At 40.7% G+C, this 24,463-nt stretch carries 27 protein-coding genes; 25 read left to right on the top strand and 2 right to left on the bottom strand.

The genetic code is table 11. The features are described from left to right. The first annotated feature begins 73 nt into the window (after positions 1–73). The 23 genes from lgt to V7127_RS17550 all read left to right on the top strand — a co-directional run bounded on the left by lgt (position 74) and on the right by V7127_RS17550 (position 20,828). The gene (gene lgt, locus V7127_RS17660; protein WP_335344426.1) at positions 74–892 is read left to right on the top strand and encodes a prolipoprotein diacylglyceryl transferase; all 819 of its coding nucleotides are present in this window, start codon (positions 74–76) and stop codon (positions 890–892) included. 149 nt (positions 893–1,041) lie between these two features. Then, complete coding sequence (locus tag V7127_RS17655; protein WP_335344427.1) at positions 1,042–1,995, top strand: nucleoside recognition domain-containing protein; 954 nt, start codon at positions 1,042–1,044, stop codon at positions 1,993–1,995. Continuing rightward, positions 1,979–2,632, top strand: a complete 654-nt coding sequence (gene ppaX / locus V7127_RS17650; protein ID WP_335344428.1) for a pyrophosphatase PpaX — start codon at positions 1,979–1,981, stop codon at positions 2,630–2,632. The genes V7127_RS17655 and ppaX overlap by 17 nt, the downstream gene beginning before the upstream one ends. Further along, a complete protein-coding gene (locus V7127_RS17645) occupies positions 2,629–3,162 on the top strand; it encodes an acyltransferase (protein WP_335488288.1) in 534 nt (177 codons plus the stop codon). Before ppaX ends, V7127_RS17645 begins: the two co-directional genes overlap by 4 nt. A 468-nt stretch (positions 3,163–3,630) precedes the next feature. Beyond that, complete coding sequence (locus V7127_RS17640; protein WP_335488285.1) at positions 3,631–4,644, top strand: ABC transporter ATP-binding protein; 1,014 nt, start codon at positions 3,631–3,633, stop codon at positions 4,642–4,644. Beyond that, positions 4,625–5,593 carry an ABC transporter ATP-binding protein gene (locus V7127_RS17635; protein ID WP_335488281.1) on the top strand — a complete coding sequence of 323 codons (969 nt, stop codon included), beginning with the start codon at positions 4,625–4,627 and terminating at the stop codon, positions 5,591–5,593. Before V7127_RS17640 ends, V7127_RS17635 begins: the two co-directional genes overlap by 20 nt. 44 nt (positions 5,594–5,637) lie before the next feature. Then, on the top strand, positions 5,638–7,278 hold the full coding sequence (locus V7127_RS17630; RefSeq protein ID WP_335488278.1) for an ABC transporter substrate-binding protein: 1,641 nt from the start codon (positions 5,638–5,640) through the stop codon (positions 7,276–7,278). A 62-nt stretch (positions 7,279–7,340) separates the two neighbouring features. Next, a complete protein-coding gene (locus tag V7127_RS17625) occupies positions 7,341–8,348 on the top strand; it encodes an ABC transporter permease (protein WP_335344012.1) in 1,008 nt (335 codons plus the stop codon). A gap of 12 nt (positions 8,349–8,360) precedes the next feature. Next, complete coding sequence (locus V7127_RS17620) at positions 8,361–9,260, top strand: ABC transporter permease (RefSeq protein WP_335488275.1); 900 nt, start codon at positions 8,361–8,363, stop codon at positions 9,258–9,260. A 188-nt stretch (positions 9,261–9,448) separates the two neighbouring features. Beyond that, positions 9,449–10,633: an ATP phosphoribosyltransferase regulatory subunit gene (locus tag V7127_RS17615; RefSeq protein WP_335488272.1), complete on the top strand. Its 1,185-nt coding sequence runs from the start codon at positions 9,449–9,451 to the stop codon at positions 10,631–10,633. Further along, on the top strand, positions 10,630–11,277 hold the full coding sequence (hisG, locus tag V7127_RS17610; RefSeq protein WP_335488269.1) for an ATP phosphoribosyltransferase: 648 nt from the start codon (positions 10,630–10,632) through the stop codon (positions 11,275–11,277). The genes V7127_RS17615 and hisG overlap by 4 nt, the downstream gene beginning before the upstream one ends. A gap of 12 nt (positions 11,278–11,289) precedes the next feature. Next, positions 11,290–12,561, top strand: a complete 1,272-nt coding sequence (gene hisD, locus V7127_RS17605) for a histidinol dehydrogenase (protein ID WP_335488267.1) — start codon at positions 11,290–11,292, stop codon at positions 12,559–12,561. A gap of 330 nt (positions 12,562–12,891) precedes the next feature. Further along, positions 12,892–13,479 carry an imidazoleglycerol-phosphate dehydratase HisB gene (gene hisB / locus V7127_RS17600; protein WP_335344017.1) on the top strand — a complete coding sequence of 196 codons (588 nt, stop codon included), beginning with the start codon at positions 12,892–12,894 and terminating at the stop codon, positions 13,477–13,479. Further along, the gene (hisH, locus tag V7127_RS17595; RefSeq protein ID WP_335488263.1) at positions 13,480–14,118 is read left to right on the top strand and encodes an imidazole glycerol phosphate synthase subunit HisH; all 639 of its coding nucleotides are present in this window, start codon (positions 13,480–13,482) and stop codon (positions 14,116–14,118) included. It begins immediately after the preceding gene. Beyond that, positions 14,115–14,843, top strand: coding sequence for a 1-(5-phosphoribosyl)-5-[(5-phosphoribosylamino)methylideneamino]imidazole-4-carboxamide isomerase (gene hisA / locus V7127_RS17590; RefSeq protein WP_335488259.1), 729 nt, complete (start codon positions 14,115–14,117; stop codon positions 14,841–14,843). Before hisH ends, hisA begins: the two co-directional genes overlap by 4 nt. Before the next feature lies 1 nt (position 14,844). Beyond that, positions 14,845–15,603 (top strand): imidazole glycerol phosphate synthase subunit HisF, encoded by a 759-nt coding sequence (gene hisF, locus V7127_RS17585; RefSeq protein WP_335488256.1) that lies wholly within the window; start codon positions 14,845–14,847, stop codon positions 15,601–15,603. Further along, the gene (gene hisIE, locus V7127_RS17580; protein WP_335488254.1) at positions 15,600–16,241 is read left to right on the top strand and encodes a bifunctional phosphoribosyl-AMP cyclohydrolase/phosphoribosyl-ATP diphosphatase HisIE; all 642 of its coding nucleotides are present in this window, start codon (positions 15,600–15,602) and stop codon (positions 16,239–16,241) included. Before hisF ends, hisIE begins: the two co-directional genes overlap by 4 nt. Positions 16,242–16,647: 406 nt before the next feature. Next, entirely contained in the window at positions 16,648–17,712 is a 1,065-nt protein-coding gene (locus tag V7127_RS17575; RefSeq protein WP_335488251.1) for a cytochrome-c peroxidase, read from the top strand. Between the two features lie 710 nt (positions 17,713–18,422). Next, the gene (locus V7127_RS17570) at positions 18,423–18,818 is read left to right on the top strand and encodes a hypothetical protein (RefSeq protein ID WP_438824027.1); all 396 of its coding nucleotides are present in this window, start codon (positions 18,423–18,425) and stop codon (positions 18,816–18,818) included. A 270-nt stretch (positions 18,819–19,088) separates the two neighbouring features. Further along, positions 19,089–19,568 carry a DinB family protein gene (locus tag V7127_RS17565; protein WP_335488331.1) on the top strand — a complete coding sequence of 160 codons (480 nt, stop codon included), beginning with the start codon at positions 19,089–19,091 and terminating at the stop codon, positions 19,566–19,568. A gap of 5 nt (positions 19,569–19,573) precedes the next feature. Then, entirely contained in the window at positions 19,574–19,966 is a 393-nt protein-coding gene (locus V7127_RS17560; RefSeq protein WP_335488245.1) for a class I SAM-dependent methyltransferase, read from the top strand. A gap of 11 nt (positions 19,967–19,977) precedes the next feature. Continuing rightward, on the top strand, positions 19,978–20,247 hold the full coding sequence (locus tag V7127_RS17555; protein WP_335488242.1) for a hypothetical protein: 270 nt from the start codon (positions 19,978–19,980) through the stop codon (positions 20,245–20,247). Between the two features lie 128 nt (positions 20,248–20,375). Further along, positions 20,376–20,828 (top strand): hypothetical protein, encoded by a 453-nt coding sequence (locus V7127_RS17550; RefSeq protein WP_335488239.1) that lies wholly within the window; start codon positions 20,376–20,378, stop codon positions 20,826–20,828. Between the two features lie 82 nt (positions 20,829–20,910). On the opposite strand, the gene V7127_RS17545 is transcribed toward V7127_RS17550, so the two are convergent. After that, entirely contained in the window at positions 20,911–21,078 is a 168-nt protein-coding gene (locus V7127_RS17545) for a hypothetical protein (RefSeq protein WP_335488236.1), read from the bottom strand. A 181-nt stretch (positions 21,079–21,259) separates the two neighbouring features. Next, positions 21,260–21,508 carry a hypothetical protein gene (locus V7127_RS17540; protein ID WP_335488233.1) on the bottom strand — a complete coding sequence of 83 codons (249 nt, stop codon included), beginning with the start codon at positions 21,506–21,508 and terminating at the stop codon, positions 21,260–21,262. Between the two features lie 307 nt (positions 21,509–21,815). Between V7127_RS17540 and V7127_RS17535 the strand changes: the two genes are divergently transcribed. Then, positions 21,816–23,318, top strand: coding sequence for a tetratricopeptide repeat protein (locus V7127_RS17535; RefSeq protein WP_335488231.1), 1,503 nt, complete (start codon positions 21,816–21,818; stop codon positions 23,316–23,318). A gap of 116 nt (positions 23,319–23,434) precedes the next feature. Next, on the top strand, positions 23,435–24,385 hold the full coding sequence (trxB, locus tag V7127_RS17530; RefSeq protein WP_335355288.1) for a thioredoxin-disulfide reductase: 951 nt from the start codon (positions 23,435–23,437) through the stop codon (positions 24,383–24,385). The last annotated feature ends 78 nt before the right edge of the window (positions 24,386–24,463 follow it).

The raw sequence follows: 24,463 nt of genomic DNA, 5'->3' as shown, positions 1-24,463 counted from the left end.
TGCGCCACCTAAAGGATTACCGCACTTATTAAGTTTTGGTTAGAAAAAATTGAACTATAAAGGAGCAATGACTATGGAATCAATGATACAGCCGCTTAACCCGATTGCGATTTCTCTAGGGCCGCTTGAGATTCGCTGGTACGGGATTATTATCGGTGTCGGCATTGCCTTAGCCTTAATTCTAGTAATGAGGGAAGCAGAGAAAAGGGGAATGCAGAAGGACCTATTTGCAGATTTAATGCTTTTTGCCATTCCGATTGCGATTATATCGGCACGAATCTACTATGTTATTTTTCAATGGGGCTATTATAGTCAAAACCCAGGCGACATAGTGAAAATATGGGAAGGTGGCATTGCTATTCACGGAGCCTTGATTGGAGCTGTGATCACCGCCTACGTATTTGCCAAAAAGCGAAATGTTTCATTTTGGAAGCTCGCGGATATTGCGGCCCCTAGTATTATATTAGGGCAGGCTATTGGCAGATGGGGAAACTTTATGAACCAGGAAGCCCATGGCGGAGAAGTGACTCGATCTTTCCTTGAAGGCTTACACCTGCCGGAATTCATCATTAATCAAATGTATATTAATGGAACTTACTATCATCCTACTTTTTTATATGAATCGCTTTGGAACTTTGCCGGATTTGCTATCCTCTTGTTATTAAGAAGAGTCAATCTGCGCCGCGGGGAGCTTTTTCTCAGCTATGTCATCTGGTATTCAATCGGCCGCTTTTTTGTCGAGGGCCTGCGGACAGACAGTTTAATGCTCACTGAGCAGCTGAGAGTGGCACAAACTATTTCCATTGTCCTTATCGTGGGTGCCATTATTTTACTAGTATTAAGACGGATGAAAGGTTATGCAAAAGTGCGTTATTTAGACAATGGTGCATAACGTTATTAAAGGTATAGTCGGAAAAAAATCGGACCTGATGCTATAAGTTTTAATTCGACCAATTTATTTGCGAAAGCGGCTTATATATTTGCGGAAGTAACCGATTTATTTGCGAAAGTAACTGTAATCAAAGAAAAAGGAGAAAAGAAATGTTGCTTGAATCGTCCAAAAAGGGGATAAAGGCCGGCTTAAAGACAACTTGGACGTTGGGGAAAGTTATCTTTCCTGTCACATTAATTGTCGCCATTCTGCAGCACACCCCTGTCCTGCCATGGATCATAAAGCTGATTACGCCGCTGATGAATCTTATTGGCTTGCCAGGTGATGCAGCGATTCCTCTCGTTTTGGGGAATATGCTGAATCTCTTCGCTGGAATTGGAGCCATATTAACATTGGATTTAACAGTCAAGGAAGTATTTATTATTGCTGTAATGCTGTCCTTTTCTCATAACCTGCTGATTGAGTCCAGTGTAGCGGCGAAAGTTGGTGTGAAGCTCTGGATCATTGTGGCTGTTAGAGTTGGATTAGCCATCATTTCTGCCATCGCCATTAATTTAGTTTGGCAAGGTGGTTCGGAAATAGCGAAATATGGGATGATTCCGGTTAAGGAAGAGGAGCTTTCGGGCTGGACAGCCATTCTGCTGGATGCCCTGCAAAAGGCGGGACTAGGCATATTGCAGCTTGCCATCATTGTCATTCCGCTCATGATTGTTATTCAATTTTTGAAGGATTTAAACTGGCTGGCTGTTTTTTCAAAATGGATGGCGCCTGTCACGAAAGCGCTAGGGATGAAAGAAAACACCTCAACCACGCTAGCTGCTGGATTATTATTCGGTCTTGCCTTCGGAGCGGGAGTTATGATTCAGGCGGTAAAAGAGGACGGGGTCAGCAAAAAGGATGTAACGATTGCATTTATATTCCTGGTCGCCTGTCATGCCGTTGTGGAAGATACGTTGATATTTGTTCCGCTCGGCATACCGGTGCTTCCCCTTCTGCTCATTCGCTTAGGGGTTGCCATTTTATTAACATTAATTGTTTCATTCATCTGGAACCGAATAGATTTGGAAAAAAGAAAGGAAACCGTATATGAGCACTCAAGTTAATACAATCTTATTTGATTTAGATGGGACATTAATCGATACAAATGAACTAATCATATCTTCTTTTTTACATGTGTTAGGAAGCTATTATCCGGATCGCTATAAGCGGGAGGATGTATTGCCTTTCATGGGACCGACACTTAGGGAAACATTTGAATCGGTTAATCCGGAAAAAGTGGAGGAAATGATTGAAGCTTACAAGGATTTCAATATCACGAATCATGACCTGCTTGTAAAGGAATTTCCGGGCGTCTTTGAAACGATTCGCACTTTAAAGGAAGCAGGCTACAAAATCGGGATTGTCACTACGAAGGGGATGATAACGGTAAAAATGGGCCTTGCTCTAACAAAGCTCGATCAATTTTTCGATGTGGTCGTTGCTTTAGATCATGTTCAAAATCCGAAGCCTGATCCGGAGCCGATTTTAAAAGCATTAGAACAGCTCCAAGCAAATCCAGAAGAAGCGATGATGGTTGGCGATAATTCCCATGATATTTTAGGAGGGAAAAATGCGGGCACCCAAACTGTTGGCGTTGCGTGGAGTTTAAAAGGGAAACAGTTTTTAGAAGGATTTGATCCAGATTATCTAATAGATCATATGGAAGATTTACTCGATATTTTAAAGGTTAATAAAGGATGAGGAGAACGGAACGCTTTCCAGTAGAGGGAGGCAATTCCCTTTGGCATGTGTATAAAACCGTTCCATTCTGGAAGGTAGTGAAAAACTTCGCTGTCATTCAGCTAGCTCGCTACACCCCTTTCTTGGGGATGAAAAATTGGCTTTATCGCACCTTTCTGAAAATGAAGGTTGGTGAACAGACGTCATTTGCCCTCATGGTGATGCTTGACGTTATGTTCCCCGAAAAAATCAGTGTCGGCAGGAACACGGTTATCGGCTACAACACAACGATTCTCGCACACGAATATTTGATTAAAGAATATAGACTGGGGCCGGTGGAAATTGGCAGTGAAGTGATGATCGGTGCCAATTCCACGATCCTGCCTGGCATCAAAATTGGAGACGGCGCCATCGTCTCAGCCGGCACACTAGTGCACAAGGATGTACCTGCTGGCTCCTTCGTCGGCGGAAATCCCATGCGGATTATCTATACACCGGAAGAAATGGAAAAACGGTGGGCAGACGATCCGATCTATGGGGGAATAAAATAAGTGAAAAATGCTCCGGTAAGCCTTTATGGCTGCCGGAGCTTTTTATTGTCAGTAATAGAACAGCCTTTAATCCAGATTGTCCTATGTACCGCCACTTTAACGCTTTACCGAGATAACGATAAAGGTGTTAGCTGAAATCTTTTACAACTGTTTGTAAGCATCAAATTGACTCCTTTATTGAATGGAAAAGGTAATTAAATAAATAAATTAAAAAAGTTTTTTATACGATGAGTAATAGAATAGCAAAAATGAAATATATTCGTTTAAGTATTGTTATTGGTTTTGTGTAAAAAATCGCCTTCCTAGTTAGAAAGCTAGGCTCTCAATTTAGGGAGTAAAAAAATCTATTCGCAGGATAAATTTCGACAAACCATTTTACTCACATATGTCATAATTATTAAAAGATTTGGTATATTCATAATATTTGTGACGTTATAATAAAATAAGAAATTTTAAGTAGGTGTGAATATGAGTAAAAAACCTATTCTTCAAATAAAGGATTTAAAGGTATCGTTTCAAACAGGAAAAAAGTTTGTACCAGCAATTGATGGAGTCAGTTTCGAATTGAACGAGGGAGAGATTTTAGGAATTGTTGGAGAATCAGGAAGCGGGAAAAGTGTAACCTCATTAACAACGATGGGATTGATTCCTTCTCCTCCAGGTAAAATTGAAAACGGCGAAATTATTTTTGAAGGAAAGGATTTAAAAAATATCTCTGAAAAAGAATGGAGAAAAATCCGCGGGAATCAAATTTCGATGATTTTTCAGGAGCCAATGACTTCACTGAACCCCCTTTTTACAATTGGAAACCAGTTAATGGAGGCTATTCGTTTACATACTGCAACATCAAAAAGTGCGGCAAAGTCTAGAAGCATAGAACTGCTTAAGCTTGTTGGAATCCCAAGAGCAGAAGGAATTCTCTCTGAGTATCCGCATCAGTTATCTGGCGGAATGAGACAAAGAGTGATGATTGCGATGGCGATGGCCTGCAATCCGAGGGTGCTAATTGCGGACGAGCCAACAACTGCTCTTGATGTAACAATCCAGGCACAAATTCTTGCGCTTATGAAGGATTTAAACGAAAAAACTAACACATCTATCATTTTCATCACTCACGATTTAGGTGTAGTTGCAGAAATTTGTGAACGAGTGATTGTCATGTACTCAGGCCAAATCGTTGAGCAGGGGGATGTTCGAACTATTTTGAAGAATCCTCAGCATCCATATACGAAGGGTCTTTTGAAATCAGTGCCTGATTTAAGAGGAAAGAAAGATCGCCTTTATAGTATTCCAGGAAATGTACCGACACCCGGAACGGTGCATAAAGGATGTAGGTTTGCGGCAAGGTGTTCGGAGGTATTTGACCGCTGCCATGAAGAATCCCCTGAATTAAATATAATGGAGACGGATGGGCATAAGGTCCGGTGTTTACTACATACATTTAGGGAGAGGAGTGATGAACATGTCGGAGTTACTTCTTGAGGTAAATGGCCTGAAAAAGTATTTCCCGATAACGGGGGGAATATTAGGCAGGAAAAAGGGAGAAGTGAAGGCTGTAGATGATGTTTCTTTTTATGTGAATAAGGGAGAGACTCTTGGGATCGTTGGTGAAAGCGGTTGCGGGAAATCGACAACAGGAAGGCTGCTCATGCGATTAATAGAAGCAAGCGACGGCAGAATTGTTTTCGAAGATAAAGAGATTACAAGTATGAGTAAATCAGAACTTAGAAAGACGCGCAGGGATATCCAAATGGTATTCCAAGACCCATATGCATCATTGAATCCGCGCCATTCAATTGAGCAGATATTGGAGGAACCATTAATTGTACATGGCATCGGTACGAAAGAGGAGCGAAAAAAGCAAGTTAAGGAGATGCTTGAAGTTGTGGGCTTGAGCAGCTACCATGCGAAAAGATACCCACACCAGTTCAGCGGTGGGCAGCGTCAGCGGATTGGAATTGCTAAAGCTCTCATGACAAAGCCCAAGCTTATTATCGCAGACGAGCCTGTTTCAGCACTCGATGTTTCGATCCAAGCCCAAGTTCTTAACTTAATGAAAGATATCCAAAAGGAATTTCAGCTTACATATATATTTATCGCCCATGATTTAGGGGTTGTCCGACATATTAGCAACCGGGTTGGTGTGATGTATTTAGGTAGATTAATAGAGCTGGCCGAAAGTGAAGAATTGTATGAGAATCCGAAGCATCCCTATACACAGGCACTTCTTTCTGCGGTTCCTATACCGGATCCTGATATTAAGAGGGAAACAATATTAATTCAGGGTGAGCTTCCAAGCCCTTCAAATCCGCCATCAGGATGTGCATTCCATACTCGGTGTGCACAGTGTATGGAAATATGTAAAACGATTAGACCAGAGGAAAACAATCTAAACGGTCATTATGTTGCATGTCACTTGTATAACAAGTAGCAAGCAGCACTTATGATATAAAAAAAAATTGGGGGAAAATGCACATGAGGACAAAGACTTTCAAAATGCTGCTGATTTCTATATTAGCCATTAGTATGTTTCTAGTTGGCTGCAGCGGCAAATCAAATGAACCTGCTGGAAGCACTAACAGCACTAACAGCACTGATAGCGGTGACAGCGGCAGCAGCGAATCCGCGAAAAAAGACACACTCGTTTATGGACGTAGCGGAGATTCTACTTCTCTTGATCCAATCTCAACAACAGAAGGTGAAACATTCAAAGTAACGGAAAATATCTTTGAAACATTATTAGAGTACGGCGATCAAGATACTACGGTTAATCCAGGGCTTGCAGAAGAATGGTCAGTTACTGATGACGGTGTATCTTACACTTTTAAACTTCGCAAAGGTGTAAAATTCCATGATGGCACTGACTTTAATGCAGAAGCAGTTGTATTTAACTTTAACCGCTGGATGAATGGGAATGAGGAGAGCTTCCCGTACTACTCAATGTTTGGCGGATATAAAGGTGAAGAAGGACATGTTATTAAAGAAGTGAAGGCTGTTGATGATTATACTGTTCAATTTGATCTAACTAGACCACAGGCTCCGTTCCTTAAGAACATTGCGATGTCACCGTTTGGAATGGCAAGCCCTGCAGCTGTTGAAAAGTATGGAGATAAATTCAGAGAAAATCCAGTTGGAACTGGTCCGTTTAAATTCGTTGAATGGAAGCAAAATGATACGATTACAATTGAAAAGAATACGGAATACTGGAAAGTTGGCTATCCAAAGATAAATAAAGTTATCTTCCGTGTAATTCCAGAAAACACTGCTCGTCTGAACTCTCTTGCAAATGGCGAGATTGACATAATGGATGGTCTTAATAATTCAGATGAAGCAACTGTATTAGGTAATGACAAGTTACAAATTATCGAACGCCCATCTATGAACGTTGGGTATATCGGTTTAACAACAAATCGCAAACCATTCGATAATAAGCTTGTTCGTCAAGCTATTAACCATGCAGTTGATAAGCAATCGATTATTGACGCGTTCTATGGAGGAAAGGCAGACGCGGCAGTTAATCCAATGCCATCTTCAATTGAAGGCTACAATGATGCAATCGAACCATACCCATATGATTTAGAAAAAGCGAAAGCATTGCTGAAAGAAGCAGGTTATGAAAATGGATTTGAAATCGATCTATGGGCAATGCCTGTAGCACGTCCATATATGCCTGAGGCACAAAAGGTTGCTGAAGTGATTCAAGAGAGCTTAAGCAAAATCGGTGTTAAAGCTAATATCCAATCTGTCGAGTGGGCAACGTATTTAGACAAAGCGTCAAAAGGTGAGTTTGATATGTTCATGCTTGGCTGGACAGGGGACAATGGGGATCCAGACAACTTCCTTTATACTTTGCTAGACAAAGATAGCATCGGAAGCAATAACTATTCTTATTACAGCAATGATGAGCTTCATGATATTTTGATTCAAGCTCAAACAGAGCCTGAACAAGAAAAGCGTAATGAATTATACAGAAAAGCGCAAGAAATCATCCATGATGATGCACCATGGGTTCCGCTCGTACACTCTACGCCATTATTAGCAGCTGCGAAAGACGTGGCAAATTACTTGCCGCATCCAACTGGCTCTGAAGCATTAACAAAAGTGGAATTTAAATAATAATCATAAAATGGGGAGGGAGCTTTCCCTCCTTATTTTAGTAATAAAAGAGGTGACAACAAATGCTTACATATACGGTACGCCGTGTTTTTTCATTAATACCTGTATTATTTGGAATGACACTCATTGTTTTTGCCATTATTCATGCAATTCCAGGTAACCCTGCACAAATCATTCTTGGACAAAGGGCAACGAAGGAGTCAATCGCGGTATTAACGAAAGAACTAGGCTTGGACAGGCCCTGGTACTTACAATATTTTGATTATCTTAATAACCTGTTACATGGTGACCTAGGAACCTCACTAAGGACAAGGGGGCCTATAAATGAGGAAATATGGCCGTTCTTAGCAGCGACGTTTGAGTTAACACTTGTTGCTATGATTATTGCCGTTTTTATTGGTGTGAATGCAGGGATTATCAGTGCTTGGTTCTCGAAATCATGGTTTGATTACGTTGCAATGGTCTTTGCGCTTATTGGGGTATCCATGCCGATCTTTTGGCTGGGGTTAATGATGCAATGGGGATTTTCTAACGAATTAGGATGGTTTCCAACAACAGGAAGAGAAAATGTAAGGGACCCAGTATCCTCCATTACCAATTTGTATTTAATTGATACGTTAATTCAAGGAAGATTTGATCAGTTTACAACAGTTTTAAAACATCTAACCTTGCCGAGTCTTGCTCTCGCGACTATTCCGATGGCCATTATTGCAAGAATGACGCGTGCCACCATGCTTGAGGTTATGAAATCCGATTACATTCGTACGGCTAGAGCCAAAGGTTTAAGAATGTTCTGGGTCGTTTATAAGCATTCATTAAAAAATGCGGTCATTCCAGTTCTAACTGTAATTGGTTTGCAAACAGGGCTGCTTTTAGGCGGAGCGATTTTAACGGAAACGATATTTGGCTGGCCTGGCATTGGCCGGTATTTATATGATGCAATCGGGTACAGAGATTATCCAGTTATCCAGTCAGGTATATTAGTGATTGCAGCCATTTTTGTTTTGATAAACTTAATCGTTGACCTGTTATATGCAGTCGTTGATCCGAGAATTAAATATACCAAATAGGAGGGATTATTAATGGCTGAACTTGCAAAAGATACGGCAAATACTACGCCAATTGCTTCTGAAGAAAAGCTCATTCCTCCTTGGAAGGAAGCTTGGCTGTCATTTTGTAAAAACCGATTGGCTTTAGTTGGTTTAGGAATTGTTATCTTTTTTGTTATTTTAGCGATTATTGCTCCTTATATAGCTCCGTATAGCTTTAGGGACCAGGTTATAGCAGAGAGAATGCAAGCCCCCTCTAGCAAGCATTGGTTTGGCACTGATGACTTCGGCCGGGATATTTTTTCACGTGTTCTATATGGAGCAAGAATCTCCCTTTGGGTAGGATTTTTCTCTGTGTTAGGGTCGGTCTTTTTCGGGACCATTCTTGGAATTATCGCTGGTTATTATGGTCGTTGGGTAGACGCCATTATTTCAAGAATTTTTGATATAATGCTTGCATTTCCGAGCATTTTATTGGCCATTGCAGTAGTGTCAATTTTAGGCCCATCATTACAAAATGCGCTAATCGCAATTGCGGTTATAAACATCCCGAACTTCGGAAGACTTGTTCGGTCAAAGGTGCTAAGCGTGAAGCAAGATGAATATATTATGGCAGCACGTGCAGTAGGGATGAAGGATACTCGAATTCTTTTTCGTCATATTTTGCCGAATAGTATTTCCCCTGTTATCGTTCAAGCAACACTTGCGATTGCCACTGCTATTATAGAGGCCGCTGCATTAGGATTCCTTGGAATGGGCGCGCTGGCTCCAACGCCAGAGTGGGGGAAAATGCTTGCCGATTCTAAAAACTATATCACACAAGCACCTTGGACATTAATTTTCCCAGGGCTGGCTATTATGCTGACTGTATTAGGATTCAACCTGATGGGAGATGGACTTCGAGATGCCCTCGATCCGAAAATGAAGCAATAAGATGGGGACTCTATAAGAGAGTCTCTATTTTTTTGTATAAAAATCCTGCTTCAATTTTCGATATTGCTCGAAAATTATAGTTATTAAATGGTTGACGTAAGTAATTATAAGCGATAAAATTATCTTTATCTTACTACCATATTAGCGAACTAAAGCATTTAGTTATTTAAGATATGAGGTGAACGGATTTGAGCCGCTTGTTTATGTTTGAAAAGCCCTTAGGGATGAGAGATACATTGCCAGATTTGTTTAATCGAAAACGGAACGTAAGGGCATCGATTGAAGAGGAAATGGAGCGCTGGGGTTACCAGTTTATTGAAACTCCAACACTAGAATACTATGAAACGGTAGGTTCAGCTTCAGCGATATTAGATCAGCAATTATTTAAACTGCTGGATCAAGAAGGGCATACACTTGTCCTTCGCCCAGATATGACAGCTCCGATTGCGCGAGTTGCCGCTTCGCGTTTGTTAAAAAATGATTTGCCTATCCGCCTTGCTTATTCAGCCAATGTGTTTCGCGCCCAGCAAAGAGAAGGCGGCCGCCCGGCGGAATTTGAACAAATTGGAGTAGAATGCATTGGCGATTATACGATTAGTGCTGATGCAGAAGGGCTCGCTTTAATTATTAGTTCCTTACAGGAAGCAGGGCTTGAGGATTTTCAGCTTTCTGTTGGCCATATCGGATTTGCCCGTACTCTTTTTCTGCAAATTTTAGGAACAGAGGAACGAGTCGATGCGTTGACGAGATTCTTATATGAGAAAAACTATGTTGGGTACCGGGAGCATGTGAAGGGGCTCGGTCTCTCATCTATTGATAAGCAGCGGCTGCTAGATTTTCTGAAGTTCAGAGGCGGAGCAGAAGTGATTGAAATGGCTTATAGCCTCCTCGAGAATGACTTAGGCAGAGAGGATGTTCTGCAGCTTCAGCAGTTGTATGAAATGATGGATGACTATGGGCTCGTGGAAAAGGTGAAATTTGATTTAACACTTGTGAGTCATATGAGCTATTATACGGGGATCCTTTTCGAGGTATATGCGGGTAATGTTGGTTTTCCGATTGCTAGCGGCGGCCGTTATGATCAATTACTGCAAAAATTCGGGAAGGCAACCGGAGCGACTGGCTTTGCCATTCGAATTGACCGCCTGCTTGAGGCCCTTAAGGAAGAAGAAGTGGAGACACAAGCCACCTGTATATTATTTAGTCCGGAACGGCGGAAAGAAGCTTATCAAGTTGCTAAGGAGCAGCGAAACCTTGGAAAAAAAGTAGTTTTACAAGATATCAATGGGGTAAAGGACATTGATCAATGTACGAATCAATATGAAGACATCACCTTTTTAGTCGGCAAAGCGGGGAGGGAGACAGGGAGATGAAGGATGCTTTAACCATTGCAATGCCAAAGGGGAGAATTTTTGAAGACGCGGTTGAACTGCTTCGCCAAGCTGGATTCCGTCTCCCTCCGGAGTTCGATGATTCAAGAAAACTGATTATTGATGTGCCGGAAGAAAGCTTTCGGTTTATTTTAGCAAAGCCTATGGATGTCCCAACCTATGTAGAGCATGGGGTCGCTGACCTTGGGATTGCGGGGAAGGATGTCATGCTTGAGGAAGAGCGTAATGTTTACGAGTTGCTTGATTTGAAAATAAGTGCGTGCTACCTCGCTGTGGCAGGCGTCCCAAATACGAAAATGAATACCGTAGCCCCTAAGGTGGCAACGAAATACCCGAATGTCGCGGCAGCTTTTTTCCGTGAACAAGGGGAGCAGGTTGAAATTATTAAGCTGAACGGTTCGATTGAACTGGCACCATTAATAGGCTTAGCAGACCGGATTGTTGATATTGTGTCAACGGGGAGAACTTTAAAGGAAAACGGCTTGATTGAATATGAGCGGATAGTCGACATCACCTCCAGATTAATCGTCAATCCAGCAAGCTTTCGAATGAAGGATGATCGGATCAGTGAGCTTGTCGAACGTTTAAGTGAAGTGAAAAGATTGCAGAGCTTTGATGCCCTCTAAGGAGTGAAAAGAATGCGGATTTTGAAAATAAATGAAGGTGTGTCCATCAAAAGGTCCGTCGATAGCGGAACAGAAGAACAGCGGGCGATTGTGAAAGGCATTATTGAGCAGGTTCGAGCAGATGGAGATGCCGCATTATCAGCCTTTACGGAAAAATTCGATGGGATCACCTTAACTCATTTTGCTGTTACGGAGGATGAAAAAAGGGAAGCTTATGAAGAAATCGATGATGAGATTTTGGGAATAATCCGAGAGGCTGCGGCAAATATTCGGTCTTTTCACGAAAAACAGCTACGCCCATCATGGATGACAACCGAAGAAAATGGTACGGTTCTTGGACAAAAGGTAACTCCGCTAGATTCAGTTGGCCTATACGTGCCAGGAGGAACAGCTGCTTATCCATCCTCAGTGCTCATGAACGTGCTGCCTGCCAAGGTTGCAGGGGTCAAACGAATTGTTATCACTTCTCCCCCTGATAAAAAAACAGGGAAGCTTCCGCCAGCGGTTCTAGTAGCTGCTCAGGAGGCTGGAGCAGAGGAGATTTATAAAGTGGGCGGTGCTCAAGCTGTTGCGGCATTGGCTTATGGAACGGAAACGATTGCACCTGTAGATAAAATCACGGGGCCAGGAAATATATTTGTTGCCTTAGCGAAACGAGAAGTTTTTGGAGATGTCGATATTGATATGATCGCAGGTCCAAGTGAAATTGCTATTCTAGCAGATGATACGGCAAGACCAGATGAGGTGGCAGCCGATTTATTATCGCAGGCCGAGCATGATGCGTATTCCTGCAGTGTCCTCGTCACTCCATCAGAGAGCCTGGCAAAGGCTGTTTCAGCTGAAGTGGAGAAGCAATTGGCTTCACTGCCTCGTCAGGAAATCGCTGCACAATCGATTGAAAATTTCGGAGCGATTTATGTGGCAGAATCAATGGAAGAAGCGGTCGAAACCATTAATACCCTTGCACCAGAACATTTAGAAATTGTAACAGAAAATCCCCTGGAGCTTCTAGGAAAAATCAGACATGCAGGAGCGATTTTCCTCGGACGCTTTAGTCCTGAACCAGTCGGCGATTATTTTGCCGGCCCTAATCATGTATTGCCAACAAACGGCACAGCCCGTTTTTCCAGTCCGCTTAATGTAGAGGATTTTCAGAAGAAATCCAGTATTGTTTATTACAGTGAAAAAGCCCTGAAGGAAAACGGGGAAAAAATTTCGGCATTTGCACGGCTTGAAGGCCTCGAAGCCCATGCACGCGCAATCGATATAAGGTTGAAGAAATAAAGGTCAGGGGGGAGTCCCTTGTCCTAGGTTTATCACAAATCGGGGCAGAAGAAGTTCAAAACGCCCTTCCGCACAGAAAATTGATCGATAAAAGGTGCAAAACGCCCTTCCGTACAGAAAATCGGTTGTGAAGGTAGTTAAAAAGGGTTCAAAACGCCCTTCGTACAGAAAATGGATCGTGAAGGTAGTTATAAAGGGTCCAAAACTCCCTTCCGCACAGAAAATCGGTTGTGAAGGTAGTTATAAAAGGCTCAAAACGCCCTTCCGTAAAGAAAATCAGTCGTGAAGGTAGTTATAAAATCATCCCAAGTCCCGCCAGGAGGAGAAAACATGACAAGAACTTCAGAAATTAAAAGGAAAACGAATGAAACGGACATATATTTGGCTTTTAATATTGATGGGCAGGGAGCTAGCAAGCTGGAAACGGGAGTCCCGTTTTTGACGCATATGCTTGACCTTTTTTCAAAGCATGGGCAATTTGATTTAACAGTCGATGCAAAAGGTGATATTGAAGTGGATGATCACCATACAACAGAGGACATCGGAATTTGCCTTGGACAAGTATTAAGGGAAGCTCTTGGCGATAAAAAAGGAATTAAACGCTATGGAAATGCGTTTGTGCCGATGGATGAAGCGCTGGCGCAGGTGGTCATTGATTTAAGCAACCGCCCTCACCTCGAAATGAGAGCGGAGTTTCCAAGCCAAAAGGTGGGCTCCTTTGATACAGAGCTTGTGCATGAATTCCTATGGAAGCTTGCCCTTGAAGCCAGAATGAACCTGCATGTGATTGTTCACTATGGTCAAAATACACATCATATAATTGAAGCGATTTTTAAAGCATTAGGACGTGCTTTACATGAGGCGACAACGATTGACCCTAACATTAAAGGAGTGCCATCTACGAAAGGGCTGTTGTAAATGATCGGGATTATTGACTATGGAATGGGTAATCTCTTTAGTGTCAGCAAGGCACTTGAGCGATTGGACACCCCTTACTTTATTTCTGAAAAAAGAGGAGAACTGCAAAAGGCAGATGGGCTGATTCTTCCTGGTGTAGGCTCCTTTAAAGATGCGATGGAGCTTTTAGAAAGATTGGAATTAGCGAGCATGATAAAAGAATACGTACAGCTCGGGAAACCGCTGCTTGGGATTTGTTTAGGCATGCAGCTATTATTTGAAGAAAGTGAAGAGAACGGGCTTACAAAGGGGCTTCAGCTGCTGCCGGGTTCTGTGAAAAGATTTCCTGGAGTTTCAGTGGACGGAGTGCCGTATAAAGTCCCGCATATGGGCTGGAATCATCTCACTTTTGTTCAGCCATCACCGCTTCTTCAATCAGTACATGAAAATTTTGCATACTTCGTTCACTCTTATTATGTAGATACAGACGATAAGAGCGTCGTTATCGCGGAAAGCAGCTATGATGTAAAAGTTCCGGCTGTTGTCGGCAAAGAAAATATATTTGGGATGCAATTTCATCCAGAAAAAAGCGGACAATTAGGCATGGAGCTTTTAAGTAATTTTACTGGAATTGTATGGGAAAGGATGACCGAAAAATGAGCTTTACCATTTATCCAGCAATTGATATGCGAGGCGGCAAGTGTGTCCGCTTGCTACAGGGAGATTATAATCAAGAAACGGTATATGGGGATTCTCCTTTTGATATGGCAAAAAAGTTTGCAGATGAAGGAGCACGCTGGATCCATATGGTCGATCTTGATGGAGCGAAGGATGGAAAAAGAGTCAATGACGCATCTGTAATAAAGGCAGCCAAGGAGCTGAAGGCTCATATTCAAATTGGCGGAGGCATTCGAACCGAAACCGATATTGCTCATTATTTGGAAAATGGAATTTCCAGAGTCATTATCGGAAGTATTGCTGTTTCGAAACCAGATTTCGCGATTGAAATGATCAGGAAATATGGCAATCAGATTGCTATAGGCTTAGATGCAAAGGATGGTTATGTGGCAACCCACGGTTGGCTGAACACTTCTGAAGTAAAGGCGGTTGAGTTAGGGAAACGCTTTGCGGATGCTGGAGCAGAGACGCTTATTTTTACAGATATTGCAACAGATGGCATGCTGTCCGGTCCAAATATCGAAGCAGTCAGACTGTTGGCAAAAGAAACAGGAAAAAGTGTTATCGCTTCTGGGGGAGTCAGTAAGCTTTCTGATTTAACTAGTTTAAAAGAATTTTACGATGATGGGGTAACAGGCGCTATTGTCGGAAAAGCCATTTACGAAGGTCGTTTTACAGTGAAGGAAGCAATGGGAGAGGTGAAGTAACATGCTAACAAAACGCATAATTCCATGCCTGGATGTAAAAGAGGGCCGCGTTGTGAAAGGAATTCAATTTGTTCAGCTTCGTGATGCAGGTGATCCAGTGGAGCTTGCCCGTTTTTATGATGAGCAGGGGGCGGATGAGCTTGTTTTTCTAGATATATCTGCTTCCGTTGAAGGCCGAAAAACGATGGTTGAGGTCGTTAGTTCGGTTGCTTCTGAATTGGCGATCCCGTTTACAGTTGGCGGCGGCATCAACTCATTAGAGGATATGAAAAGAATTTTACGAGCTGGGGCAGATAAGGTTTCTCTGAATACAGCTGCGGTTAACAATCCGAATTTGGTTAGAGAAGGAGCCGAGTTTTTCGGTTCACAATGCATCGTTGTCGCGATTGATGCCAAGTACGATTCAGAGATTGGAACATGGCGTGTGTATACTCACGGGGGCCGAACGCCATCTGAATGGGAAGTTATCGAGTGGGCGAAGGAAGTGGCTAAGCTTGGTGCTGGCGAAATCCTGCTAACAAGCATGGATTCAGATGGAGAGAAGAATGGGTTTGATCTTGCTTTAACAAAAGCCGTTAGTGAAGCGGTGACGATCCCGGTTATTGCTTCAGGGGGAGCAGGGAACACCCAGCATTTTGCCGAAGCCTTTGTGGAGGGGAAAGCAGATGCGGCGCTGGCTGCTTCAATTTTCCACTATAAAGAAACGTCAGTAACTGAAGTGAAGGCTTATTTAAAGGAAAAAGGGGTGCCTGTCCGATGAATATCGAGGAGCTATCATTTGATGAAAAAGGCCTCATCCCGGCAATCGTTCAGGATGCGACTACACGCGAAGTTTTGACATTAGCTTACATGAACCGGGAATCTCTTGAAAAATCAATCGAGTCAGGTGAAACGTGGTTTTTCAGCCGTTCCAGACAGGAGCTTTGGCATAAAGGAGCAACAAGCGGGAACACCCAGCGAATTGTCGAAATGAAATTTGACTGTGATAAAGATGCGATTGTGGTGCTCGTAGCTCCTGCTGGACCTGCTTGCCATACTGGGGCAGTAAGCTGTTTTGAGGAGAGCCTTTATCAATCGGGCGAATCTGCTGGCAGCTTATCAGATTATAGCATTCTTTTGTCTCTTGAAAAATTGATTAAAGAGCGGGAAGCGGAACGACCTGAAGGAGCCTACACGACTTATTTATTTGAAAAAGGCGTAGATAAAATTTTAAAAAAGGTTGGAGAAGAAGCAGCTGAGGTCATCATCGCCGCGAAAAACCGCGACAAAGAAGAGTTAAAATGGGAAGCGGCCGATCTGCTTTATCATTTACTCGTTTTACTTAGAGAGCAGGAGCTTCCGTTTAAAGAAGTGTTGAGTGTTTTGGATAAAAGACATGAAAAGAAATCAGCTGAATAGAGGAAGCGCATATATAGGGTATGAATGAGGAGACCAAATCACATAATGATTTGGTTTTTTTAGTATAGCTTTTCTTCGGGGGTGGATAAAAAGGAAAGTTTCTGTGATTAGTCATCGCAGGAGCTTTTCTTTGATTGTTCCGAAGTCACTGGTGTTTTCTACGATAGAATCGTTTTCCACAAGATTTATTGCCCTTTGCATTATTTGTACCTACTAAGAGTAATTTTGATTTAATTATGTTTTCAATATAAATAACGGGCAAACGTAACATTGTGAAATATGTCACAATGTTTTCGAAAATGACTAGTAAATAAGAATAATTTTAATAATATAATTAATTTGAAGTTGGAGGAAAAAATACCCTAAACTTCCAATTTCGCAAAGTGAAATATAGGAGGGCATTTTTATGAAAAAAGTTAGCTATGTTTTATTAGTCATGTTACTTCTTGCAATCCTTGGCGCTTGTAGCAAGAATGAAGGTGCGGCAGTACCGGAAGACACTAACAAAGATGCAATAGTGAAAGAAGATGTTAAAGACCCAGAGCTAGAGGCAGCGAAAGCGAAGTTCGAGCCATTAGGTGAGATGCCGATTCCAGCAGACAATCCAATGACTGATGAAAAAGTAGAGTTAGGAAAGACGTTATATTATGACCCACGACTATCCGGGAACAACGTACAGAGCTGTATGTCATGCCATGCTCCAGGAGCAGGCTTCGGGGATGGAATGGAAAAGTTTATTGGTTTTGAAGGTTTTAAAGGTTCAAGAAACAGTCCAACAATCATCAATTCTGGCTATTATGCAGCTAATTTCTGGGATGGGCGAGCAGGTAGTTTAGAAGAACAAGCTTTAGGTCCAATTCAATCTGAAGTCGAGATGAACCAAAACTTGGATGAATTAGTTATTGAATTAAATGGTGTGCCTACATATGTAGAGCAATTTAACACGGTTTTTAATGATAAAATTTCAGCTGATAATATTGCAAAGGCTATCGCTGCATTTGAACGGACAATTGTTATTTCCGATACGGCATTTGATCGTTATCTTCAAGGGGAAGAAGATGCAATTAGTGCTGATGCAAAAGATGGAATGAAATTATTTGTAGGAAAAGCAGGATGTATTTCTTGTCACGCAGGACCATTATTATCAGATCATAACTATTATAATTTAGGGATGTCCGGCGATGATGGCCGTTTCAATGTAACAGGGAAAGAAGAAGATAAAGGGAAATTTAGAACTTCCGGTTTAAGAGGTGTTGCTCATACTGCACCGTTTATGCATGACGGAAGCCTAGAAACGTTAACTGACGTTGTCCAATACTATAATGAAGGCGGAGGGGACCATCCGAATAAAAGTGTCCAAATGAGTCCTTTAAATTTAACTGAAAGTGAAGTTAATGCACTTATTGCTTTCTTAGAGAGCTTAAGCGGCGAGCTTCCTAATGTTGAGACTCCAGAGATTCCTTTAAATTAGTGTGAACAAAAAGTCGGCGCCTTAAATAGTAACGGGTTCCGTTTTGAGGTGCATTTTGATTAAATGGAAATTGGCACAGGATTTAACCTGTGCCGATTTCCATTTCTATAAAGGTTTTTAAAACTTTATAGAAAATTGACAGATGAAATGACATAATTAAATTAAAGAACAATGATTGTAAAATAAGACGTTACATTTAGCGTCAATTAAGTTTACGAAATAGTAATTATTGGGGGTTTAAATGAATAGAGACACAAAGAATGTAATTTTGCTTGTTTTAGGGTTAATATTAGTAGCATTATCGAGATTCCCTATTATGTCGCAACCGATAGCCATATTAGTTGGGATAATCGGAGCAATTGTAATCATTTTCTCAGCTATTCTAATATATAGGACTAAAAAGAACAAAAACGAAGTTAATAATTGAAATCTTTTATTTAGGTGTCTTGTTCAATTAACAAGTGCTTAATAAGACATTTTAGATTTACAGTGTCAAAAAACTCTATAAACAAAAAAAAGCGTGTCAAAACTGTTGTCAGTTTTCACCCTATTTTTATAGTCAATTTATGAAATGCACTTTAAAACGGAACGGTTTACTTTTATAGGTGGCGGTCTTTTTGTAACTGTGAAAGTTAATATATTAATAAGTGTCCTATTTTAATACTTACATAGTTTTTAATCGAATACACTTTTACTAGGAGGTGCGCAAATTGAATAAAATCCTTATGCAAGTAAGCAGATATTTTTTAGGTGTGGTTTTCTTGGGGGCAGGTCTAAATGGTTATGCTGTTATCTTTGGATTTGATCCATTTGTACCAACAAGCCCCGAAGCCATGGCATTATTCGAATTTAAATATCTATTAATTGTGGAAAAATCTTTAGAGATTATATGTGGAATTTTACTCTTAATCAATCAATTCACCCCATTGGCCATTGCAATTTTATCCCCAATAGTAGCAAACATTTTCTTACTCCACTTGTTCATAGACCATTCATTACTCCTTTTAGCAGTAGTACTTACCATCGCTCATGGTTATTTGATGTTTTATTATAGAAAAAATTTCACGAGTATATTTGAGAGAAAAGCAGAACCTTCTACTGAATAAGATTTAACTTTTTTCAACACACTCACCAAAAAGTGTTTGTAGATAAATAAATGAACTAATCAAGATAATATATGGTGTAGAATGGCGTTTCCTTAATTTTTTGAGGAACGATTTTTGTCGTTTAGAAAGTTTGAATAAAAATTACTGAAAAGTGCTGATTCTGAGCAACGGGGCAATTATGCCGTAATGAATTACATTCAAAAAGAAGGAATTTTTGATTGAAAAGCAAATCCCTATTAGAGAGTGAGGAAATAAATCGAGGTGTTTAAAATAAGAAAATTCTTTGAATACAATTGGCAGATAAGAGATGAATGGTTTCAATGGTGTGAGCAGCTGACGGCAGAGGAAATAAATAAAAAACGTGCTGGGGGTGTAGAAAGTATTTTATATACACTATTTCACATAGTTGATGTGGAATATAGCTGGGTTCGGGGGATTCAAAAAAAAGAGGATAGAATATTCAAGTTTAGTGATTACGATACCCTTGAAAAAGTTAAATCTCTCTCGGATGAATTGCGAAAGGAAATAAGAGATTTTTTAGAGACAAATATTGACTATATAAAGGATGATCTTGTGAGTGTTCCATGGGACCAAGACAAGTATACAACTGATGAAATTTTACACCATGTTGTCGCCCACGAAATTCATCATATTGGTCAACTTTCTGTTTGGTCAAGGGAATTAAATTTAGTTCCTGTCCAAGCGAATTTTATTGGGAGGAAATTGAATTTCACTGGGGTTAATGAGTAATCCATTTGATTAAACTGAATGCTCGTAATTTAATAAAACTTTTTGGAGGGGCATTCATGTTAAACAATCAAGGATTTAATTTATGGGCGGATAATTATGATAAGACGGTTCAGGCTAGTGAAGAAACTAACCGCTATCCTTTCGCTGGCTACAAAAAGATTCTTAACACTATTTTTAATGAAGTCATGCAAAAAAAGAACTCTAAAGTTTTAGACATTGGGTTTGGGACAGGAGTATTGACAAGTAAATTATATGAAAATGGACATCAAATAGATGGCTTAGATTTTTCATCAAAAATGATTTCAATTGCTAAATCTAAAATGCCGATAACAAATTTAATAGAATGGGATATGGAATTCCTCCTGAGTTTCAAAATAATAAATATGAAACAATTGTAAGCACGTATACATTGCATCATTTAACAGATAAAGCAAAAATATCATTCATAAAAACTCTGATATCCGTTCTTAAAGAAAATGGTAAAATATTTATTGGCGATATTTCTTTTGAAACAAGGGAGCATCTTGAAGAATGCCGGAGAAAGAGTATTGATTACTGGGATCATGATGAATGTTATTTTGAGTTTAATGAGATCCATTCATCATTAAAGAATGATTGTAATTGTGAATTTTATCCGCTTTCTCACTGTGACGGAGTAATAGTCATAACAAAGCGATAATGTAAAGGTATTATAAGGGACGGGCAAGTTATTCTGGCCGGATTAGTTCAACCGTATAGAGTTTGTCCAATCATCATTACTTGTTTCTGAATACCATACAGCATCTTGTACAGAAAAGAGGTGAATTGGTGGGAATTCGGCGTTGTACTTGCAATGGGGTTGCGACTGCTACAATAGTCCCTATAGATGTTAGAATTAACGGAGTTGAGCACACAGGCACGATAACAATAAATGCAAATATTTGTTCTAACTGCCAACTAAATGAAAGCTTTATCAATTTTTCATATAGGGATGATGCAAACGTTGAAAATAATTTCAACTTTACATCTCAATCTGTTGCAGCCCCATCTTGTAGATTTGGGGAAGAATCGGAGTTTTTACAAACCTCCGCAACAGGAACAACGGATGGTGAAACATTCAGTGGGGAATCAGTATTATCCTCGTTTGGATTAGGTGTGGACGGTGCTGCCAATGTTTTTATTAGAGGAATCAATCTAGTAGATGAAGATGGAGACACGTTTGTTCAGGAAAGTGATATTATCATTGATACAGGAAGAGTCCTCTCCTGTGATTCAGTTTAGCAAAAAAACAGAATATGTATAATGCAGTAGATGCTGAAAAGGGATCTGCAGTTGAGGAGCAGGTGTGAAGTCTGCTCCTCATTTAATTCTTGAATAGATCAGAAAGTCGTTGATATATTGATACTATCATATCACTAATGTTCGTTAATATTTCGTACTGGTTTCCGTCCTCAGGCAATGATGATAATCCTCCACTGTCCATCCCGTTTACTTGAAGATACTTGTATAGCTCTTTGAACCGTATATCCATCCATCTATCCTCCAATTAACCTAATGAATAGTGGTTAGCAGTCAAGACAATGGGGTGGTTCTAACGAAAATATCGCATTAATATGATGGATTTCCAAATTTAAGCACCGTTAAAATTTCATCCTCCGCGCCATCGGTTCGACAACCCAGTCCATCAATCCTTTCAAAAATGCCCAAATCCATCATGATTTCAGCGGAAGATGCTTATTATAGAAGAACGTGTATTCAATGTCTTGAATAGCCCCGCGCAATTTGGGAAAGGACATACGTGCGTCTTGTAGAGCAAGCTTAGCTGCCTCCTCTCCCATAAACGAAGCCGTTTCATCTTCAACAAAATGCCGCTGCTTCACTCCAGATTTGTTTTCCGACCAGCCACCCTCTGCACCAATCATTTGATCAATTTCTGAAGCCGTTACTAACCGTTTCGGCAAATAGACCCCCCCTGTATCTTTACATTTCGTTTCATGATGTAACACCTCATGTTTAGATCATTCGTATAAAAATAAAATAACAGATACAATTGGAAATCACTTTAAAAATTTACAAAAAATTCCTTTTACAATTTAGTACCTTCCTATAAGGCACTATTGCTATTTGTATGCAAATATTTACCTTGTTGTACTTCAACAAGCACTTCATAAGAGGGGCTTTCGAAAAAAGTTAATATTCTCCAATCCCTTCTCCAACAGCTTGTTCTTGTGATATACTACTTGAGTTAATAAGAAGGTGGAGGATTTCATGAGCAAAGACTCTAAAGCAAGACAAACAACAGGAAAATTACTATTATTTAACCCGACAGGTGAGTATTATTTTGCAAAAGGCTTGAAGGCTTACCACAAAAGGGATCTTTATAAAGCAAAAAAATATTTACAGCGCGCGGTACAGCTAGAGCCCTATGAGCCCATGATTGTCTGCCAATTAGCTGTTATTTGTTCGGAATTAGGTGAGTACCAGCAGGCGAACAAGCTTTTTCTAGAAATAGTAGAAGAGCTTGATGCGGATATGGTGGAATGCCATTATTTTCTTGCCAATAACTATGCTCATCTAGGTTACTTTAAGGATGCTTATCACCATGCGAATATATATATGGATTTAGACGAGGATGGAGAATTTGCCGAGGAAACGATTGATCTTCTCGAATTGCTGACGATGGAAGCGGAAGATATGGATGAGAAGCTTTACGAGCAGGATGATCTCATTACGAAACAGGAGGAGGCCAGAGAACTGTTGGAATCTGGTCATTTTCCAAAAGCCGTTGAAATTCTGAACTCTGTCATAGACGAATATCCCGAATATTGGTCGGCTTATAACAATTTGGCCCTTGCGTATTTTTACCTCGGTGAAATTCAAAGGGCTGCTGATATTCTAGACAAGGTTTTTGAAGAAAATCCAGGGAACCTGCATGCTTTGTGTAACAAGCTTGTTTTTGCCTTTTACGAGCGGGATTATAAGGAAGTAAAGGTGCTTAAAGAGGTCCTGAAAAAAATTAATCCCTTATCCATTGAGCACCAATTTAAGCTTGGGGCCACACTAGCATTAATTGGCGAGTACGAATCCGCTTTTTCTTGGCTTAGAAGGCTTCAGAAAAAAGGCTTTGATGGAGATGGGGCTTTTTATTATTGGCTGTCTTATGCTGCCCATTTTACCGGGAGAGAACAAATCGCAAAATCAGCCTGGGAAAAAGCGGTTGAATTAAATCCAGATAAAGCTGGCTTCGAGCCTTGGAATGATGAAAAGGCGCAAAAAAGCGGATTTGAAAATCATCATGCTTCCATCCTTAAAAAGCTGGATAGTGAACATATTGAAGAGCGTCTATTTGCCCTGTTCTTAACGGCCATGTCAGATGGAAAAGAACAACTGCTGGCTTCAAAGGAAATGAATCAAAACTTTAAATTCTCCCATTTGGAGAGGGAATATGTATCCTTTATCCGTAAGGGAGGAAAATCAACTCCCGTTCATGATGTTGCCGCGTTATTGTATGAGAACTACCACCCGATTGGCACGGTTGAAGCAGGATTATTTCTAATGTGGTTTACCGTTTTTGTTGAGGCCATTAATCAAAATCAGCTCATAAAAAATGATGCAGCATGGGCAGCAGCTGTTGAATATACTTGGATCAAAGCGAGAGAGGGAAAAGGATCTCAGCAGCACATAGCTGAAAAGTACGGAATCTCGTCCTCCACTTTAGGCAAATATGTGAAGCTTCTGAAAACAATTACTTCTTCACGAGCAGATATTTAGACATATTCTCCTAATTTTTATAGGATGAATGTAGGAAGGCTATAATAAAAATATGTCTAATTGATATAGCCGAATATATGTAGAAGTAGGCTATTTTATTGAAGGAGTGAAGCAACGTGTCTGAAGAAAAAATTTATGATGTTATTATAATCGGAGCGGGTCCAGCTGGGATGACCGCGGCTGTATATACATCTAGAGGCAGCCTGTCCACCCTGATGATTGAACGCGGTATTCCAGGCGGGCAAATGGCAAACACAGAAGAGGTTGAAAACTATCCGGGCTTTGATCATATTCTAGGTCCAGATCTATCAACGAAAATGTTTGAGCACGCTAAAAAGTTTGGTGCAGAATATGCATATGGCGATATTAAGGAAATTATCGATGGGGAAGAGTATAAAACTGTTGTGGCAGGCTCTAAGCAATACAAAGCCCGCGCTGTGATTATTACAACAGGTGCCGAGTATAAGAAGCTGGGTGCCCCAGGCGAAAAGGAATTAGGCGGCCGCGGCGTTTCTTATTGTGCGGTTTGTGATGGTGCTTTCTTTAAAGGGAAAGAGCTTGTCGTAATCGGAGGCGGAGATTCAGCGGTTGAGGAAGGCGTCTACTTAACTCGCTTTGCTACAAAGGTAACGATTATCCATCGCCGTGATGAGCTTCGCGCACAAGCGATTTTACAGAAGCGTGCCTTCGACAATGATAAAATTGAATTTATCTGGAGTCATACGGTTAAGGAAATTAACGAGAAGGACGGCAAGGTAGGAAGCCTTACTCTTGTGTCAACTAAAACAGGCGAAGAGCAAGAATACAAAGCAGATGGTGTGTTTGTTTACGTTGGTATGCTTCCACTATCAAAGCCTTTCGAAAATCTCGGCATTACAAATGAAAACGGATATATCGAAACGAACGAGAATATGGAAACAAAGGTCCCAGGCATTTTCGCAGCGGGCGATATCCGTGAAAAGCAGCTCCGTCAAATCGTAACCGCAACAGGAGACGGCAGTATCGCCGCACAAAGTGTTCAGCACTATGTGGAAGAGCTAAAGGAAAAATTAAAGATACAAGCTTAAATTTTTGGAAAAGCCGCGCTGGATGAATGTTCTGGGAGCGGCTTTTTTTGTGCGGAAGGTTATTGGACAGGAAACGTG

It is taken from the genome of Bacillus sp. JJ1773, from assembly GCF_036962035.1.
Taxonomy (GTDB): domain Bacteria; phylum Bacillota; class Bacilli; order Bacillales; family Cytobacillaceae; genus Cytobacillus.
This window is presented reverse-complemented; position numbering and strand designations above follow the sequence as displayed.